The sequence below is a fragment of the Mycobacterium sp. IS-3022 genome, assembly GCF_001500065.1.
Classification (GTDB): Bacteria; Actinomycetota; Actinomycetes; order Mycobacteriales; family Mycobacteriaceae; genus Mycobacterium.
Genome location: NZ_LQIN01000001.1, coordinates 25,499 through 43,230 on the forward strand (window position 1 = coordinate 25,499; position 17,732 = coordinate 43,230).

Here is a 17,732-nt window from a genome sequence, read left to right on the forward strand (position 1 = left end):
AGAGTGCGATGGGGTTCCATAACCCGTTCATCAAGGACGGACTGATCAAGTTTCCCGACAACGGGAGCCTGGTCAAACACGTCGAACGATGGGCGAAGGTGCGTGGAGACAAGCTCGCCTACCGGTTCATCGACTTCTCCACCGAGCGTGACGGTGTCGCGCGCGACTTGCACTGGGCCGACTTCGGCGCCCGAAACCGCGCCGTCGGCGCCCGCTTGCAGCAGGTCACCCAGCCCGGCGACCGCGTCGCGATCCTGTGCCCGCAGAACCTCGAATACCTCGTCGCGTTCTTCGGCACCCTGTACTCCGGCCGCATCGCCGTTCCGCTGTTCGACCCGAACGAACCCGGCCACGTGGGCCGGCTGCACGCCGTGCTCGACGACTGCCACCCGTCGGCGATCCTGACCACCACCGAGGCGGCCGAGGGCGTTCGCAAGTTCTTCCGCAGCCGCCCGGCCAACCAGCGCCCGCGCGTCATCGCCGTCGACGCGGTGCCCAACGAGGTCGGCGCCACCTGGGAGCCGGTCGACGTCGACGAGCACACCATCGCCTACCTGCAGTACACGTCGGGGTCGACGCGCATCCCGACCGGCGTGCAGATCACGCACCTCAACCTGGCCACCAACGTCGTTCAGGTGATCGAGGCCCTCGACGGCGAGGAGGGTGACCGGGGTGTGTCCTGGCTACCGTTCTTCCACGACATGGGCCTGATCACCGTGCTGCTGTCGCCGATGATCGGTCACTACGTGACGTTCATGACCCCGGCCGCGTTCGTCCGTCGCCCCGGGCGCTGGATCCGCGAACTCGCGCGCAAGGAAGGCGACACCGGCGGCACCATCTCGGTGGCGCCGAACTTCGCGTTCGACCACGCCGCGGCCCGCGGTGTGCCAAAGGACGGGGAACCTCCGCTGGACCTGTCCAACGTCAAGTGCATCCTCAACGGCAGTGAGCCGATCTCGGCGGCCACCGTGCGCCGGTTCAACGAGGCGTTCGGGCCGTTCGGCTTCAAGCCGCAGGCCATCAAGCCGTCCTACGGCCTGGCCGAGGCGACCCTGTTCGTGTCCACCACGCCGATGGACGCCGAGCCGGTGATCATCTCGGTGGACCGCGACGAGTTGAACGCCGGGCGTTTCGTCCCGGTACCCGACGACTCGCCGAAGGCCGTCGCGCAGGCCGGCGCCGGCAAGATCGGCTTGGCCGAATGGGCGGTCATCGTCGACAACGACACCGCCACCGAGTTGCCGGACGGGCAGATCGGTGAGATCTGGATCAGCGGTCAGAACATGGGCACCGGTTACTGGGGCAAGCCCGAGGAGACGGTCGCCACGTTCCAGAACATCCTCAAGTCGCGGACCAACCCGTCGCACGCCGAAGGGGCCGCCGACGACGCCACCTGGGTGCGCACCGGTGACCTCGGCACCTACCACGACGGTGAGCTCTACATCACCGGTCGCGTCAAGGACCTGGTGATCATCGACGGCCGCAACCACTACCCGCAGGACCTCGAGTACTCCGCGCAGGAGGCCACCAAGGCGCTGCGCACCGGGTTCGTCGCGGCGTTCTCGGTGCCCGCCAACCAGCTGCCGGACGAGGTGTTCGAGAACGCCCACTCCGGTTTGAAGCGCGATCCCGACGACACCTCCGAGCAGCTGGTGATCGTCGGCGAGCGCGCGCCGGGCGCACACAAGCTCGACATGGGGCCGATCGCCGACGACATCCGCGCCGCGATCGCGGTGCGCCACGGCGTCACCGTGCGCGACGTGCTGCTCACCCCCGCAGGCGCGATCCCCCGTACCTCGAGCGGCAAGATCGGTCGGCGGGCGTGCCGCTCGGCATACCTGGACGGCAGTCTGCGCAGCGGGAAGATCGCCAACGCGTTCCCTGACGAGACAGACTGAGAACTCACTCGAAAATGGCTGATACACCAGACGATTCGCAGCAACCCGCCGGCGACGAGATCCAGCTGGCACCCGAGAAGCCACTGACTGCACCGCGAACCGATATGTCGGTCAACGAAATGCGTGAGTGGCTGCGCAACTGGATCGGTAACGCCACGGGCCAGTCGCCCGACTCGATCAGCGAGTCCGCGCCGATGGTCGAACTCGGCCTCTCGTCGCGCGACGCCGTCGCGATGGCCAGCGACATCGAGGACCTCACCGGCGTCACGCTGACCGCCACTGTGGCCTTCCGCCATCCCACGATCGAGTCGCTGGCGACGGTGATCATCGAGGGCGAGCCCGAACTCGAGCAGGGTGACGACGACGAGGACTGGAGCCGCGACGACACGGCCTCCCGGGACATCGCCATTGTCGGCCTGGCCACCCGCTTCCCCGGCGACATGAACACACCCGACGAGACGTGGCAGGCGCTGCTCGAGGGTCGCGATGCGATCAGCGACCTGCCGGAGGGCCGCTGGGAGGAGTTCCTCGGCGAGCCGCGCATTTCCGAGCGGGTCGCCAAGGCCCGCACCCGCGGTGGCTACCTGTCCGACATCAAGGGCTTCGACGCCGAGTTCTTCGCACTGTCGAAGATGGAGGCCGACAACATCGATCCGCAGCAGCGGATGGCGCTCGAGCTGACCTGGGAGGCGCTGGAGAACGCCCGCATCCCGGCGTCGAGCCTGCGCGGCAGCAACGTCGGCGTCTACATCGGCAGCTCGCTGAACGACTACAGCTTCCTGGCGATGTCGGATCCCTCGGTCGCGCATCCGTACGCGATCACCGGCACGGCGAGCTCGATCATCGCCAACCGGGTGTCGTACTTCTACGACTTCCGCGGCCCGTCGGTGGCCGTCGACACCGCGTGTTCGTCCTCGTTGGTCGCCGCGCACCAGGGGGTGCAGGCGTTGCGGTCCGGGGAGGCCGACGTGGTGGTCGTCGGCGGTGTCAACGCGTTGATCACCCCTCTGGTGACGGTCGGTTTCGACGAGGTCGGCGGCGTGCTCGCGCCCGACGGCCGGATCAAGTCGTTCTCGCAGGACGCCGACGGCTACGCCCGCTCCGAGGGCGGCGGCATGCTGGTGCTCAAGCGGGTGGCCGACGCCCGGCGCGACGGCGACGAGATCCTCGCCGTCATCGCCGGAAGCGCAGTCAACCACGACGGCCGGTCCAACGGCCTGCTGGCGCCGAACCCCGACGCCCAGGCCGAGGTGCTGCGCAAGGCGTACAAGGACGCCGGCATCAACCCGCGCCTCGTCGACTACGTCGAGGCGCACGGCACCGGCACCATTCTCGGTGACCCGATCGAGGCCGACGCGCTCGGCCGGGTCGTCGGCAGGGGCCGGGCGCCCGACAAACCCGCGCTGCTGGGTGCGATCAAATCCAATGTGGGACACCTGGAGTCGGCGGCCGGCGCGGCGAGCCTGGCGAAGATGACGCTGGCGCTGCGCAACGACAAGATCCCGCCCTCGATCAACTACACCGGCCCCAACCCCTACATCGACTTCGACGGTGTGCACCTGAAGGTCGCCGACACCGTCACCGACTGGCCGCGCTACAGCGGGCACGCGATCACCGGGGTGTCCGGGTTCGGTTTCGGCGGCGCCAACGCCCACCTCGTGTTGCGCGAGGTGCTGCCGTCCGATCTCGTCGAGCCCGAGACCGAAGAGCCGGTAGCCGAAGCCACCGCGAGCCCGTCTGAAGCGACCGCCGTCTACGTCGGCGGCGTACGGATGGACGAGTACGGCGAGTTCATCGACGACGACTCAGAAGACGATGCACTGGACCGGCCCGCCGTCGCGGTCGATGACGAACCCGAGTTGCCGGGGCTGACCGACGAGGCGCGGAGGCTGCTGGAGGTCGCCAGAGAAGAGCTGGAGTCCGCAGAACAGCCCACTCCCGTTGTGCCGCTGGTTGTTTCAGGTTTCCTGACGTCGCGCAAGAAGGCCACCGCGGCCGAGCTGGCCGACTGGATCGACAGTCCGGAGGGCCGCGCTTCGTCGCTGGAGTCGATCGGCCGCGCGCTGTCGCGGCGCAACCACGGCCGCTCCCGCGCGGTGGTGCTGGCGCACGACCACGACGAGGCGGTCAAGGGCATGCGCGCGGTCGCCGAGGGCAAACAACACCCGAGCGTGTTCAGCGCGGACGGCCCGGTCACCAACGGTCCGGTGTGGGTGCTGGCCGGGTTCGGTGCGCAGCACCGCAAGATGGGCAAGAACCTGTACCTGCGCAACGAGGTCTTCGCCGAGTGGATCAACAAGGTCGACGCCCTCATCCAGGATGAACGGGGCTATTCGATCGTCGAGATGATCCTCGATGACGCGATCGACTACACCAATGAGACCTGCGAATACCCCATCGAAGTAGTCCAGACGGTGATCTTCGCCCTGCAGATCGCACTCGGTGAGCTGCTCAAGCACCACGGCGCGAAACCCGCTGCGGTGGTGGGCCAGTCGCTCGGCGAGGCGGCCGCCGCCTATTTCGCCGGCGGCCTGTCGCTGGAGGACGCCACCCGGGCGATCTGTTCGCGCGCGCACCTCATGGGTGAGGGCGAAGCGATGCTTTTCGGCGAATGGATCCGGTTGATGGCGCTGGTCGAGTACTCGGCCGAGGAGATCGAGACCGTCTTCGCCGATTTCAAGGATCTCGAGGTGTGCGTGTACGCCGCGCCCAGCCAGACCGTCATCGGCGGCCCGCCCGACCAGGTCGATGCGATCATCGAACGTTGCGAGCAAGAGGGCAAATTCGCGCGCAAGATGCAGACCAAGGGCGCCAGCCACACCTCGCAGATGGACCCGCTGTTGGGCGAGCTGGCCGCCGAACTCGTTGGCATCCAACCGCATCCGCTGAAGATCGGGTATTTCTCGACGGTGCACGAGGGTCGCTACATCCGGCCCGGCGAGACGATCCACGACGTCGACTACTGGAAGAAGGGGCTGCGCCACAGCGTCTACTTCACCCACGGCATCCGCAATGCCGTCGACAACGGCCACACCACGTTCCTGGAGTTGGCGCCGAATCCCGTTGCGCTCATGCAGGTCGGCCTGACGACGGCGGCTGCCGGTCTTCACGACGCACAGCTGATCGCGACGCTGGCGCGCAAGCAGGACGAGGTCGACTCGATGACCGTGGCGATGGCGCAGCTGTTCGTGCACGGCCACGACTTGGACATCCGCACGCTGTTCCCGCGCCGGTCCAAGGGGCTGGCCGGAGCGCTGGACTTCGCGAACATCCCGCCGACGCGGTTCCGGCGCAAGCCGCACTGGCTCGACGCGCGGTTCACCGGGGACAGCTCGGTGATGATGCCGGGCAACCACGTCGCGACCCCGGACGGCCGGCATGTCTGGGAGTTCGCGCCGAAGGGCGAACCGGATCTCGCCGCGCTGGTGAAAGCCGCTGCGGCGCAGGTGCTTCCCGACGCCAAGCTGGTCGCATCCGAGCAGCGCGCGGTTCCCGGCGAGGGGGCGCGGTTGGTGACGACGCTGACCCGGCATCCCGGCGGGGCCAGTGTGCAGGTGCACGCCCGCATCGACGAGTCGTTCACGCTGGTGTACGACGCGGTGGTGAGCCGGGAGGGCGCCGTCGGCGCGCTGCCCGTCGCCGTGGGTGCCGGCACTGGTGTGGCGCAGCAGCTTTCGGCCGCGCCCGTCGATGACGAGCCCGAGGATGATGCCGAGATCCTGCAGGACAACCTCACGGCGGGCGCAGGTCTGGCGGCGGGCTTCGCCAAGTGGTCACCGGATTCCGGGGAGACCATCCACGACCGGTTGGGCGCGATCGTCGGCGGCGCGATGGGCTACGAGCCCGAAGACCTGCCCTGGGAGGTTCCGCTGATCGAACTCGGCCTCGATTCGCTGATGGCCGTGCGGATCAAGAACCGCGTCGAATACGACTTCGACCTGCCGCCGATTCAGCTGACCGCCGTGCGCGACGCCAACCTGTACGCCGTCGAGAAGCTGATCGAATACGCGATCGAGCACCGCGACGAGGTCGACCAGCTTGCCGAGCACCAGAAGTCGAAGACCGCCGAGGAGATCGCGGCCGAGCAGGCCGAGCTGATGGGTGGCGCGACGACCGTCGCCGAGCTCGAACGGAAGCTCGCCGAACGGGGCGGGGAATCCCCGCTCACGAGTGCCGGTACTGCGACCGCCACCGACATCCCGCCGCCACCCACGGATCCGAGCGGTCCGAACATCCCGCCGCCACCGACCGACCCGAGCGGTCCCACCGGTCCGTCGGAGTCGACAGGTCCGTCGGAGTCGACCGTCGCGGCGGCCGCCAAGGTGCTCAGCCAGGACGCGGTCACCGAGGCGCTGGGCGCCGACGTGCCGCCGCGGGACGCCGCCGAACGCGTCACGTTCGCGACGTGGGCGATCGTCACCGGCAAGTCGCCGGGCGGAATCTTCAACGAATTGCCCGCACTCGACGAGACGACCGCGAGCAAGATCGCCGAGCGGCTGACCGAACGCGTCGACGAAGGCACGATCACCGCCGACGACGTCACCGGCGCGCGGACCATCGAGGAGCTGGCCACCACGGTCCGCGAGTACCTCGAGGGCGGCAAGGTCGACGGCTTCGTGCGGACGTTGCGCGCCCCGCAGGAGGGCTCGAACCGGATTCCGGTGTTCGTCTTCCACGCCGCGGGTGGGTCCACGGTGGTCTACGAGCCGCTGCTCAAACGGCTGCCGGCCGACACCCCGATGTACGGCATCGAACGGGTGGAGGGCTCGATCGAGGAACGCGCCCGCGAGTACGTGCCGAAGCTGTTGGAGCTCAACGGCGATCGCCCGTTCATCCTGACGGGCTGGTCGCTCGGCGGTGTGTTGGCCTACGCGTGCGCGATCGGGCTGAAGCAGGCCGGTGCCGATGTACGGTTCGTCGGTCTCATCGACGCGGTGCGTCCGGGTGAGGAGATACCGCAGACGCGCGAGGAGACCCGCGCCCGCTGGGATCGCTACGCCCGGTTCGCCGAGCGCACGTTCAACGTCGAGGTGCCCGAAATCCCCTACGAGGAACTCGAAAAGCTGGACGACGAGGGCCAGGTGAAGTTCGTCCTCGACGTGGTCAGCCAGAGTGGGGTACAGATCCCGGGCGGCATCATCGAGCACCAGCGCACGTCCTACCTGGATCAGCGGGCCATCGACACCGCCGAGATCAAGCCGTACGACGGCAAGGTCACGCTGTACATGGCCGACCGCTACCACGACGACGCGATCTATTTCGAGCCGCGCTACGCCACCCGCAAGCCCGACGGCGGCTGGGGTGAGTTCGTCTCCGAGCTCGAGGTCGTCCCGGTCGGGGGTGAGCACATCCAGGTGATCGACGAGCCGTACATTGCGAAGGTCGGTGCGCATATGAGCGAGGCGATCAGCCGGATCGAGAGCGAGAACGAGTGACCACCAAGACGACCGCAGAACTGCTGGCCGAACTCCGCGAGAAGCTCGAGCTGGCCAAGGAACCCGGTGGCGAGAAGGCGGTGGCCAAACGGGAGAAGAAGGGGATCCCGAGTGCCCGCGCCCGAATTCACGCGCTGGTGGATCCGGGTAGCTTCCTGGAAATCGGGGCGCTGGCGAAGACCCCCGGCGATCCCAACGCGTTGTTCGGCGACGGCGTGGTGACCGGCCACGCAAGGATCAACGGCAGGCCGGTCGGCGTGTTCAGCCACGACCAGACGGTGTTCCAGGGCTCGGTCGGTGAGATGTTCGGTCGCAAGGTGGCCAAGCTGATGGAGTGGGTGGCGATGGTCGGCTGCCCGATCATCGGCATCAACGACTCGGCGGGCGCCCGGATCCAGGACGCCGTGACGTCGCTGGCGTGGTACGCCGAGCTGGGCCGGCGCCATGAGTTGCTGCGTGGGTTGGTGCCCGAGATCTCCATCATCCTCGGCAAATGCGCTGGCGGAGCGGTGTATTCCCCGATCCAGACCGATCTCGTCGTCGCGGTGCGCGATCAGGGCTACATGTTCGTCACAGGTCCCGACGTGATCAAGGACGTCACCGGCGAGGACGTCACGCTCGACGAACTCGGCGGCGCCGACGCGCAGGCCCGCTACGGCAACATCCACCAGGTGGTGGAGAGCGAGGCCGCTGCGTTCCAGTACGTTCGCGACTACCTGGAGTTCCTGCCCCCCAACACCTTCGACGACCCGCCGATCGTCAACCCGGGCCTGGAACCCGAGATAACACCGCACGACTACGAGCTCGACACGATCGTGCCGGACAGCGACAACATGGCTTACGACATGCACGAGATCCTGCTGCGGATCTTCGACGACGGCGACGTTTTCGACGTGGCCGAGCAGCAGGGCCCGGCGATCATCACCGCGTTCGCCCGCGTCGACGGCCGCCCGGTCGGGGTGGTCGCCAACCAGCCGATGCACCTGTCCGGGGCGATCGACAACGAGGCTTCCGACAAGGCGGCGCGGTTCATCCGGTTCTGCGACTCCTACAACCTGCCACTGGTTTTCGTGGTCGACACACCCGGGTTCATGCCGGGCGTCGAACAGGAGAAGGGCGGCATCATCAAGCGCGGCGGCCGGTTCCTCAACGCCGTCGTCGAGGCCGACGTACCGAAGGTGACGATCACGATCCGTAAATCATACGGCGGCGCGTACGCGGTGATGGGTTCCAAGCAGCTCTCCGCCGACCTGAACTTCGCGTGGCCGACCGCACGAATCGCGGTGATCGGAGCCGAGGGCGCGGCACAGCTGCTGGTGAAGCGGTTCCCCGACCCGACCGCGCCGGAAGTGCAGAAGATTCGTGCCGACTTCATCGAGGGCTACAACCTGAACATGGCCACGCCGTGGATCGCCGCCGAGCGCGGGTTCATCGACGCGGTGATCCAGCCGCACGAGACCCGCCTGCTGCTGCGGAAGTCACTGAACCTGTTGCGCGACAAGCAGATCGACCGCGTACAGCGCAAACACGGACTCACCCCGATCTAATTTCGCGGTCTGCGCACGCTCGTCGCATCGTGAGCATGCGCCTAACGGTGCGCCGCCTAGTTCATGTCTCCAGCCGTGGTCGCGATGTCGTCGCCGAACCACTTCTCTTTGATGAGGTTGTAGGTGCCGTCTTCGCGCATCCGGAACAGCGTTTGATTGATCGGTCTGCGCAGCGGACTGCCGATCTCGGTGACGAAGCCTTGGTCCTCTTCATGGAAAACCGGTCCCGCCATCACCGCCACGCCCTCGCCGCGGTGGGCCACGTAGTACCGCAGTACCGGAGCGTCGAAAACGACCGCGTCGTAGCCCTCTTCACGCAATAGGTGGTAGGAGTCCTCGACTGTGGAGGTTTCGGTGGCGTCAATGCCCATGCCCCGAAGAAACGTCGCGGCGGTGGTGCCTGCGACGGTGGCAACCGATTTGTCGTACAGGTCTGCCGGCCCGGTGATCTTGGCGTCCAGTTTGGCGACGGTCAACGTGGCGCTGAGGTTGGCCGAGTAGTACGCGATGAAGACGATGCCTGCGAAGCCCCACAGGATCGCCAATGCCTTGGTGACTGTCTTCGTCGCGGAGGCGCTGTTCTTGCCCACCAAGGAACCGATGCCCCACCCGAACGATTGGACGATACCGGGAAAGTAGGCGCGCGACACGACAGGCTTGTCGCTGCGGCGTTCGATGAGCCAAAAGACGTGTGCGGGAAGCACGCTTACGACCACGGCAGCACTCAGCCAGATCAGCATCGTCCTGGACAGCAGTAGGTCGAGGTAGCCGCCCAAGCCGGGCACCGACGGCCGGGTGTCGTGGACGGGCACAATGATCTGCAAGCCGGCATCGAGCGTCGGGTGGGTGAAGTCGAACGATTGCTCCCGCTCCGCCGTCAACGAAACGCCTCCGACGGCCACCTTGGCACGTCCGTCGGCGACCGCAGCCAATTGACCACGCACATCACCGGTTTCGACGTAGTGGGTGGACCAGTCGAGGCGTTTGGCGATCTCCTCCCACAACTCGACGCTGAACCCTGTCAGCGCGCCGCTGCCGGTCGGCATGACGAATGGCTCCAGCGTGTGAACAGCGGCGGTCACCGTCCGCGTGCCCGGTTCGGGTTGGGGCTCGGGGTCGGCGGAAGCCCCCGGGGCGGCGCCGGGTACTGCTGCGAACAGACACACCCAGAGAACGGTCACGGCCAGCGCATACCACCGCAAACCCATGAGACGGTCGACCTCTTTCCACCTTGGCGGCTCTGTGAACCATACAAGTCGCCTGATCCGCGCCCGCGGGCCACCGCAACGGGTCCTAGATCGGTGGAAGGCCGAGCCAGTCGTCGACCATGAACGTGTCCCCGCGAGCGACGACCGTCGCGCCGCCACGGCCCGGATAGTGCGCCGGAATAACCGCAGCTCGCCGCCGCGACGCCTCGGTCAGAACGCGTTTACGCGTCGTCGCGGCCGCTTCGAAGTCTTCGTCCCAGCCGCACGGATCGTCCGGTCTGACAATCTGGATCGGGCAGTGCGTCAGGTCACCGACGAATACCGCGGGTTTACCGGCGTCGAGCCACACCACCGACGACCCGGGGGTATGGCCCGGCGCGGGGCGAAGCCACAGCGACTGGCTGAGCCGATGGTCGCCGGACCACAACTCGATCTGGGGCTCGACGGGCGTAACACTGTCGGCGAAGACCGTTCGCACATGCCGTTGCACCGATTCCTCCTCCTCGGTCCGCGGCGTCGACGACTGCGCGGGGCCGTCGGGACCGAAGTGCCGGAAGTCGGCCTCGGATACCAGATAGCGGGCGTTGGGGAACGTCGGAACCCAGGAGTCGTTGAGCCACAGTGTGTTCCAGCCGACGTGGTCGAAATGCAGGTGTGTGTTGACGACGACGTCCACCTCGGCCGGGTCGAATCCCGCCGCGCGGAACGAAGCCAGGAATTCTGTCTGCAATCCCGACAGCACGGGCATCCGTGGCCGGGGTTTGTCGTTGCCCGCACCGGTGTCGACCACCACGGTCCGCCCGTCGACCTCGATCACCCAGATCTGCAGCGCGATACGCCATCCGGCGTCGGTCCAGAATGTCGGCGAGAACTCGTCTGCGTGGCTTGACCACGCTTCGGCGGGGGTGTGCGGGAACACCGATGTCGGTAAATCGTCGACCCGCCACTCGATGACGCGGGTGAGCGTCGCGGCGCCGAGCCGGATCCGGTCCACCGCCTCAGATTAGAGGACTGTGACGCTGCGCGAGCGACCCCAGAATGCTCGCAGACCCGCGGCGTGTCGTGTGCAAACACGGTCAGTCACGCAGGAAGAGCGGACGTCTACGGTTTGATGCGGATGTGGCCCGGGCTGTACAACCCGCTATGCGTCGCCGTGCCGTATTCCAGCGTCGCCGGCTTCGCCCCTTGCGCTTCGGGGGTCATGACGAACCTGCGCAGCGAACCCCAGTCGCGGCCCCAGTCCTTCGACAGATACGTCGACATCACGTGTGCGCGCATCAACAGGTCCGTGATGCCGAGCAGCCCGCCGTTGAGCCCGTCCTGCCAGGTGTCGGTGTCTTTGCGCTTGGCGTTGTAGTCCGGTGTGATGCGGAACTTCGGAATCTCGGTGACGCCGTTGGCGTGCAGCATCGGCTGCTGGCACGGGAACGCCAGGCCGACGGCCCAGTCCATCAGCACCGGCTGCTCGGATCCGACGTATTCCTGCACCGAGCGCAGTTCGGGCACCCGCGGCGGCGTCACCGCCAGCCAGTCACCGGTCGTCAGCGAACGGTCCTCGGCGACAACACGAACCGCGACAGCATCGGATGGAATGTCGGCCCGCGGGAACCGCAGGTTCCGCCACGACGGGATCGGACCCAGGTCGTAGGGCACCAGCCGGCCGGCGGGTACCGGCGCGCCGTCCGGGCCGCGGCGCGCATACTCCAGTTCGACGGTCTCACCCTCGGTGCGCCCGTTGAACACGCTGTCGCCGGTGATGGTGCCCGCGGCGGTGATGACCACGAGCGGATGCGCGTCGTCGGCGGGCGGCAGTTCGTACCACGCTGACGTCAGCGTGCTCTGCTGTTGCGGCCCCTCGACGTAACTGCCCGCCAGGGGCACCCGCTTCGGATCGAGCCCGTACGGCAGCGGGACCGTGGAACCATTGATCCCGGGAGTCTCGAGCTTGGTCGGCTGGTCCCAGTCGTAATCGGTACCCGGCATCGGAAGGTTGACCCGAATCGCCTCGGCGACAATCTCTTCCGGCATACCGCTGGCCGTGAACCCGACCGGCCCGACACCGCCGAGCGGTCCCAGCGGCCCGTAATCGCCGGGCAGCGGCTGGAGGAACCCGTCGTTGCTGTCGGGTTCGACGAGCACGTCGTCGGCCAGGCCGCAGCCGCCGGCGAAGGCACGCAGGTTGGCCCACCCGTTCGAGTACGTCGGATATTGGCGAACCACGCCGATGAGCATCGAGCCCACGAACACCACCACCATGAACCCCGCCGTGACGGGAATGGGCGCGGCGGTCAGCGTCCGTGCGATCCGGCCTTCACCGCGGGTTCGTGACGAGAAGTGCAGCCACGCCGCCCACAGCGCCGCGACCGCGAACATCGCGAAAAAGATGGTGCTGAGCGTGATTCCGCCGATCGCAGGCTTGTCGTTGTTGAACGGCACGCCGAAGCTGGACACGTACCACCAGCCGTTGGTGGTCGCGAAACACAGCGCCAGCACGAACAACACCGCGGCCAGGAACGCCATCCGGTTGCGGGACCATGCCAACACCTTCGGTGACACCAGCACCGTGGCCAGGGCCGCCATCGCCGCGCCCACCGCGGCGAACAGACCGAAGTGGTGCACCCACTTCGTCGGGGTGAACATCAGGAAGAACATCGTGCCGAGGATGATCCCCATCAGCCGCCAGGCCGGGCCGCGCGCCACACCGGCGATCCGCTTGCGCCGCAACATGATGAACATCGACGCGAACAGCGACAGCGCGGTGATCAGGAAGCCGAAGCGCCGCGACAGCGACCCGTCGACGGTCGGCAGGATCAGGTAGTAGTAGCGCAGGTTCTCGGTGTACCACTCCTGGTTCGGGCCGATCGCGGTGCGAATCCTGGTGGCTTCCAACACCGTCGCGAAGGTCTGGTCGAAGAAGACGACCGTCAGGATCACCGTGCCGGCCGCGAGCAGCGGCAGCACCAGTGGCCAGGTTCCCACGACGCGCCGCCGCCGCACCAGGATCCGCAGCAGCGGGCGGCCGCCGGCGAGCAGCGCGGCCACCGCGATCAGGCCCGTCGGCTGGATGCCCAGCGTGAACGAGGCCGTGAGGATCGCGAACGCGGCCGGAGTGAGCCGGCCCGAGCTGATGGCCCGCTCGATCAGCACGTAGGTGATCAGGGCGCCGGTGGCGATCTGGCCTTCCGGGCGCAACCCGTTGTTGAACGGCATCCACGCCGCCAGCAGCACCAGGCCCGCGGCCCACAGCGCGGGCTTGCTCGCCGCCACGGCCGGCCCCAACCGAGGCAGCACTTCGCGGGACAGCAAGAGCCAACAGACGATTCCGCAGACCAGGTCGGGCAGCCGCATCCAGATGCTCGCGTCGCTGACGCTGGTCATCATCGCCAGCAGGTTGTAGTACCAGCCGAACGGGTCCTCCGGGCTGCCGAACCAGCGGAAATAGTTCGACATGTAGCCGGCGTGCCCGGCCACGCGCGCCATGCCGAGGATGTAACCGTCGTCGGAGGAGTTGGCCCCGATCACATGCCAGACCATGAAGCCGCCGACCACCACGACGTCGGTGGCGGTGAAGGTGCGCCAGCGCTGAGGGATCAGCCGCCGCATCCGCCGGCCGTCCATGCGATCCAGTCGCCACAGCGCCAGCAGCGCGATCGCGGTCGACGCGATGGCCAGCACCATCGCCGTCAGCTTCAACGGCGTCGGCGTGGTGGTGAATCGGGTGTCGATCTCCGCCGACAGGCTCAATCCCGGTGGCGCCGGACCGGTCAGGTCGGTGAACACGCCCACGATCGCGGGGCGCAGATTCGGATCCGGAAAGCCGCTGTACTGCGGCGAGCCGTCCCGTTTCGTCAACCCGACGAATGTCGCGAAGGTGCCCTCCTCGGAGGACGTGATCTCGATCCGCTGGCAGTCGGGGCCGACGACGCGTTCCCGAGGAACGCTGGCCACCACGACGTTTCGGTCGGTGATGTCGACGCGCTGGGCGTTGACCGTCACGAACAGGCTCTGCAGAGCGGCCTGCTTGCCGTCCTTGGGCGCGGTACCCAACACCACCCCGCCGCGGGCGGGCATCTCCCGGATCACGTCGCACGGCACCGTCACCGACATCCTGACCGGCGTCTGCGAGATCAACGGCGCGGTGACGCTGTTCAGCTGCCCCTGCTGCGGCCAGTTCAGGGTGGCGGTGGTCTGCTCGACCGGAAGCAGGGGCGTGGCCACCGACAGCACGAACCCGATCAGCCCGGCAATGGCCGCGACCCAGCGGGCGATCCTCACATCGCTGATGTCTCGACTCACGGCAGCGCCCTGATCGGTCCGTTGCGGCTCCAGCCGAACACTCGCGTCGTGCCCTGTTGGACGACCGCGTCGGGCGCCTGCGACTCGGGCACCACGCGGTCGTAACGCTCGATCGAGCCCCAGTCGCGGTACCAGTCGTCACGCAGGTACGTAGGCACGGTCGACGTGCGCAGCAGCGCCTGGATGAACAGGAACGGACCGCCGTCCTGGGCGGACTGCCACTGATTCGAGGACACGACCACCTGCTTGAGGTTCGGAAGGATCCGGTACTCCGGCAGTTCGGCGATGCCGAGATGCTCGGAGAACGGGCGCTGGCACGGGAAATTCGCCGCCGTGGCGATGTCCATCAGCACGGGGGTCTGCGCACCGAGGAACTGCTGAGCGGTCTGCAACACCGGCACCCGCGGCGGGGTGAACGCGAACCACTGATCGGTGGACAAGTTCGGGTCGTCGGCCACGATGCGCGCGACGTTGGCCTCCGGCGGCGCCCAGGCGAGCGGGAATCGCAGGTTGCGCCAAGCCTTCTGGGGACCCGGTCCGACGTCGATCGGCTGCACCTCGGCCAGCGGGAGGTAGCTGCCGTCGGGACGGTGCACACCCCACTGCAACTTCAGGGACTGCCCGTAGTTGAACGAGCCGTCCTCCTCGTAGAACCAGATGGCGCCCGCGGCCGCGACGGTGACCAACGGCCGATCGGGGCTTCGAGGCGGCAGTTGGTACCAGGCCGAAGTGACCTCGGCCGCAAGGTTGTTCTCGTCGTAGCTGCCCATCACCGGCGTGCGTTCGGGGTCGAGACCGAACGGCAGGAAGACGTTCGAACCGTTGACCCCGACCGGGCCGTAGCCGCCGCCGGTCCCTGCCGCGAAACCGATGCCGATGTTCGGCTCGTTCGGCGAGCCGTCGGAGTTCACCGTGCCGGGGTTCGCGGTGATCGGTTCGGGCGGGTCCAGCGTGTCGCTGACGCCGTTGGGCGTGAAACCGACCGGGTCCTCGCCGCCGAGCGGACCGTACTCGCCGAAGCGTTGTCCCGGAACCGGTTGCAGCATACCGGCGTTCGTGTCCGCCTCGACCAGCACGTCGTCGGCCATCGCGCAGCTGGTGTCCGAGAGCCCCGACTTCAGGGCGGAGAGGTTCGCCTTGGCGGTCGTGTAGACGGGATAGCGCTGCACGGCGCCCTTGGCCATCGAACCCACTTCGAGCACCACCATGATGGTCGCCACCACCAGCAGCGGCGTCGACGCGAGCACCCGGTTGCGCCGGGTGTCGGCGACCTGCGTGTGGCCCGCGTAGTCCATCCGGAAGTGCAGCCATCCCGCGAGCAGGCCCGTCAGGATCGCCAGCGCGAGGAAGATGCCCGTGACCGGGATACCGGCGATCACCGGCTGCTTGTCGAACCACGGCACACCGTAGTTGCCGACATAGAACCAGCCGTTGATACCCGATGTCGCCCAGGCCAATACGAACAGCAGCGCGGTGACGTACAGCGCGAGGTTACGTCGGCTGTGCAGACCGACCCGGGAGAACGCGAACGCGGTCACCGCCCCGAGCGCACCCGCCAGCCCGGCGAACACACCGAACTGCACCGCCCACTTCGTCGGCGTGAACGTCAGCAGGAGCAGGCCGATCGCCGTCGACCCGATCAGCCGCCAGACCGACCCGCGGGCCATGCCCGGGACGCCGCCGCGCCGCAGCAACACGGCCAGCATCCCGAACAGGCAGAGCATCAGCACCAGCACCGCGAAGCGCCGGGTCAGCGACGAGTCGACGCTGTCCTCGACGGTGAGGAAGTAGTAGCGCAGAAACTCTTGGTACCAGGCGATGGTCGGGCCGACCACATATTTGATGCGTGCCGACTCGGCGACCGTCGCCAGGGTCTGGTCCCGGAACACCACCACGAAGATCAGGGCAAGCGCCGCCAACAGCGTCGCAAGTGGCGCCAGGATGCCGTCGACCGGGCGCCGGGCGCGAACGGTGCGCACGATCGCGCGGGATCCGACGAGCAGTGGCGCGATCGCGATCAGACCCTGCGGGGCCAGCGTCACGCTGAACACGGCGACGACGATCGCCAGCGCGGCCGGCCACGTCCGCCGGGTCGCGACCGCGTTCTCGACCAGCACCCACACCGCGACGGTGCCGAACGCGATCAGCGGTTCGGGCCGTAGGCCGTTGTTGAACGGCAACCACGCCGCGAGGAACACCGCCCCCGCAGTCCACACGGCGACCTTGTTCACCGCCAGTCGGCGGCCGAGTCGGGGCAGCACGCATCGGCTGACGATCAGCCACGCGCCGATCGCGGCCAGCGTCGCGGGCAGCCGCATCCACACGCTCGCGGTGCTGACCGTCGCGAAGGCTGCGAGCACCGACTGGTACCAGTCGAACGGCGCCTCGGTGGCGCCGAAGAAGCGGTAGTAGTTCGCGGTGTAGCCGGCCTCGGCGGAGACGCGCGCGATCGTCAGGTTGTAGCCGTCGTCGGACGACAAGGCGCCGATGACGTGCCACAGCAGCAGGGTGCCGACGACGCCGGCGTCGGCGAGCCAGTGCCCGAGGCCGACGCGCCAGAACCGTCGCCAGGCCCCCGGTACGCGACGGCGGTGCCGGCGGTCGAGCACCGCCAACGCCACGATCGACGCGATCACGCTCGCCACCCCGAGCACCATCGCCGCGAGCTTGGGCGCGGTGGGCGAGCTGATGAACCGGGTGTCGACGTCGATGCGCGCCGACAGCCCGTCCTGCGCCGCCACCTTCAGATCCGTGAAGACCCCTGCGACCTGCGGCTTCTCTTCCGGGGGCAGCGTCCCTGCGGCGACGGGCAGCCCGACGAAGTCGGCGCCGACCTGCCCTGGATTCGCCCAGATGTGCAGCGTGCTGCAGGTCCCGGACTCGACAGCAGGCCGCGGCGCGACCGCGGCGACGGAGTCACGGAACGCCACCACCACGACGTCGGAGGTGGCCCGCACGAACAGCCCGTTGCGGCTGGCGTCGATACCCGCCGGCGGGACCGTCGACAACACCAGGCCACCGGCCTCGGGCAGGGTGGCGACGGCCTGGCAGGGGATCGAGATGTCGAGGGCCTGCGGCGCGCCGGAGACCAGCGGCGCGGTGATGTCGGTGACGAAACCGTCGGGGCCGGGCGCTTGCGGCCACAGGATCGTCGCGGTGGTCTGCTTCACCGGCAGGAGTGGGACCAGCCCGCACAGCAATACACCGGCGATGCCTGCGACGACCGCGATCAGTCGCGCGAACCGGTGGGTCCGCTGATCTTCGTCGCGTGGCACGAGGGTCGATGGTAGGCGACGAAACCGTCCGGGCTGACGACGGCAGGCCGTCGCGGTCCACAACGTCAGTCTG

7 protein-coding genes are annotated in these 17,732 nt (G+C 67.9%); 3 read left to right on the top strand and 4 right to left on the bottom strand.

The annotated features are described in order from the left end of the window. Positions 1 to 8 precede the first annotated feature (8 nt). The 3 genes from fadD32 to AU188_RS00140 all read left to right on the top strand — a co-directional run bounded on the left by fadD32 (position 9) and on the right by AU188_RS00140 (position 8,880). Positions 9 to 1,898: a long-chain-fatty-acid--AMP ligase FadD32 gene (gene fadD32, locus AU188_RS00130; protein ID WP_059161722.1), complete on the top strand. Its 1,890-nt coding sequence runs from the start codon at positions 9 to 11 to the stop codon at positions 1,896 to 1,898. Between the two features lie 104 nt (positions 1,899 to 2,002). After that, positions 2,003 to 7,333 carry a polyketide synthase Pks13 gene (pks13, locus tag AU188_RS00135; RefSeq protein ID WP_286137261.1) on the top strand — a complete coding sequence of 1,777 codons (5,331 nt, stop codon included), beginning with the start codon at positions 2,003 to 2,005 and terminating at the stop codon, positions 7,331 to 7,333. Beyond that, a complete protein-coding gene (locus AU188_RS00140) occupies positions 7,330 to 8,880 on the top strand; it encodes an acyl-CoA carboxylase subunit beta (RefSeq protein WP_059161724.1) in 1,551 nt (516 codons plus the stop codon). The genes pks13 and AU188_RS00140 overlap by 4 nt, the downstream gene beginning before the upstream one ends. 56 nt (positions 8,881 to 8,936) lie before the next feature. Here AU188_RS00140 and AU188_RS00145 read toward each other — a convergent pair whose 3' ends face one another. From AU188_RS00145 to AU188_RS00160, 4 genes are all read right to left on the bottom strand, one after another. Then, complete coding sequence (locus AU188_RS00145) at positions 8,937 to 10,061, bottom strand: transporter substrate-binding domain-containing protein (RefSeq protein ID WP_286137207.1); 1,125 nt, start codon at positions 10,059 to 10,061, stop codon at positions 8,937 to 8,939. Between the two features lie 112 nt (positions 10,062 to 10,173). Beyond that, complete coding sequence (locus tag AU188_RS00150) at positions 10,174 to 11,082, bottom strand: MBL fold metallo-hydrolase (protein ID WP_059161726.1); 909 nt, start codon at positions 11,080 to 11,082, stop codon at positions 10,174 to 10,176. A 107-nt stretch (positions 11,083 to 11,189) separates the two neighbouring features. Further along, positions 11,190 to 14,417, bottom strand: a complete 3,228-nt coding sequence (locus tag AU188_RS00155; RefSeq protein WP_172799367.1) for an arabinosyltransferase domain-containing protein — start codon at positions 14,415 to 14,417, stop codon at positions 11,190 to 11,192. Beyond that, positions 14,381 to 17,659 carry an arabinosyltransferase domain-containing protein gene (locus AU188_RS00160; protein ID WP_059161728.1) on the bottom strand — a complete coding sequence of 1,093 codons (3,279 nt, stop codon included), beginning with the start codon at positions 17,657 to 17,659 and terminating at the stop codon, positions 14,381 to 14,383. Before AU188_RS00160 ends, AU188_RS00155 begins: the two co-directional genes overlap by 37 nt. Between the last annotated feature and the right edge of the window lie 73 nt (positions 17,660 to 17,732).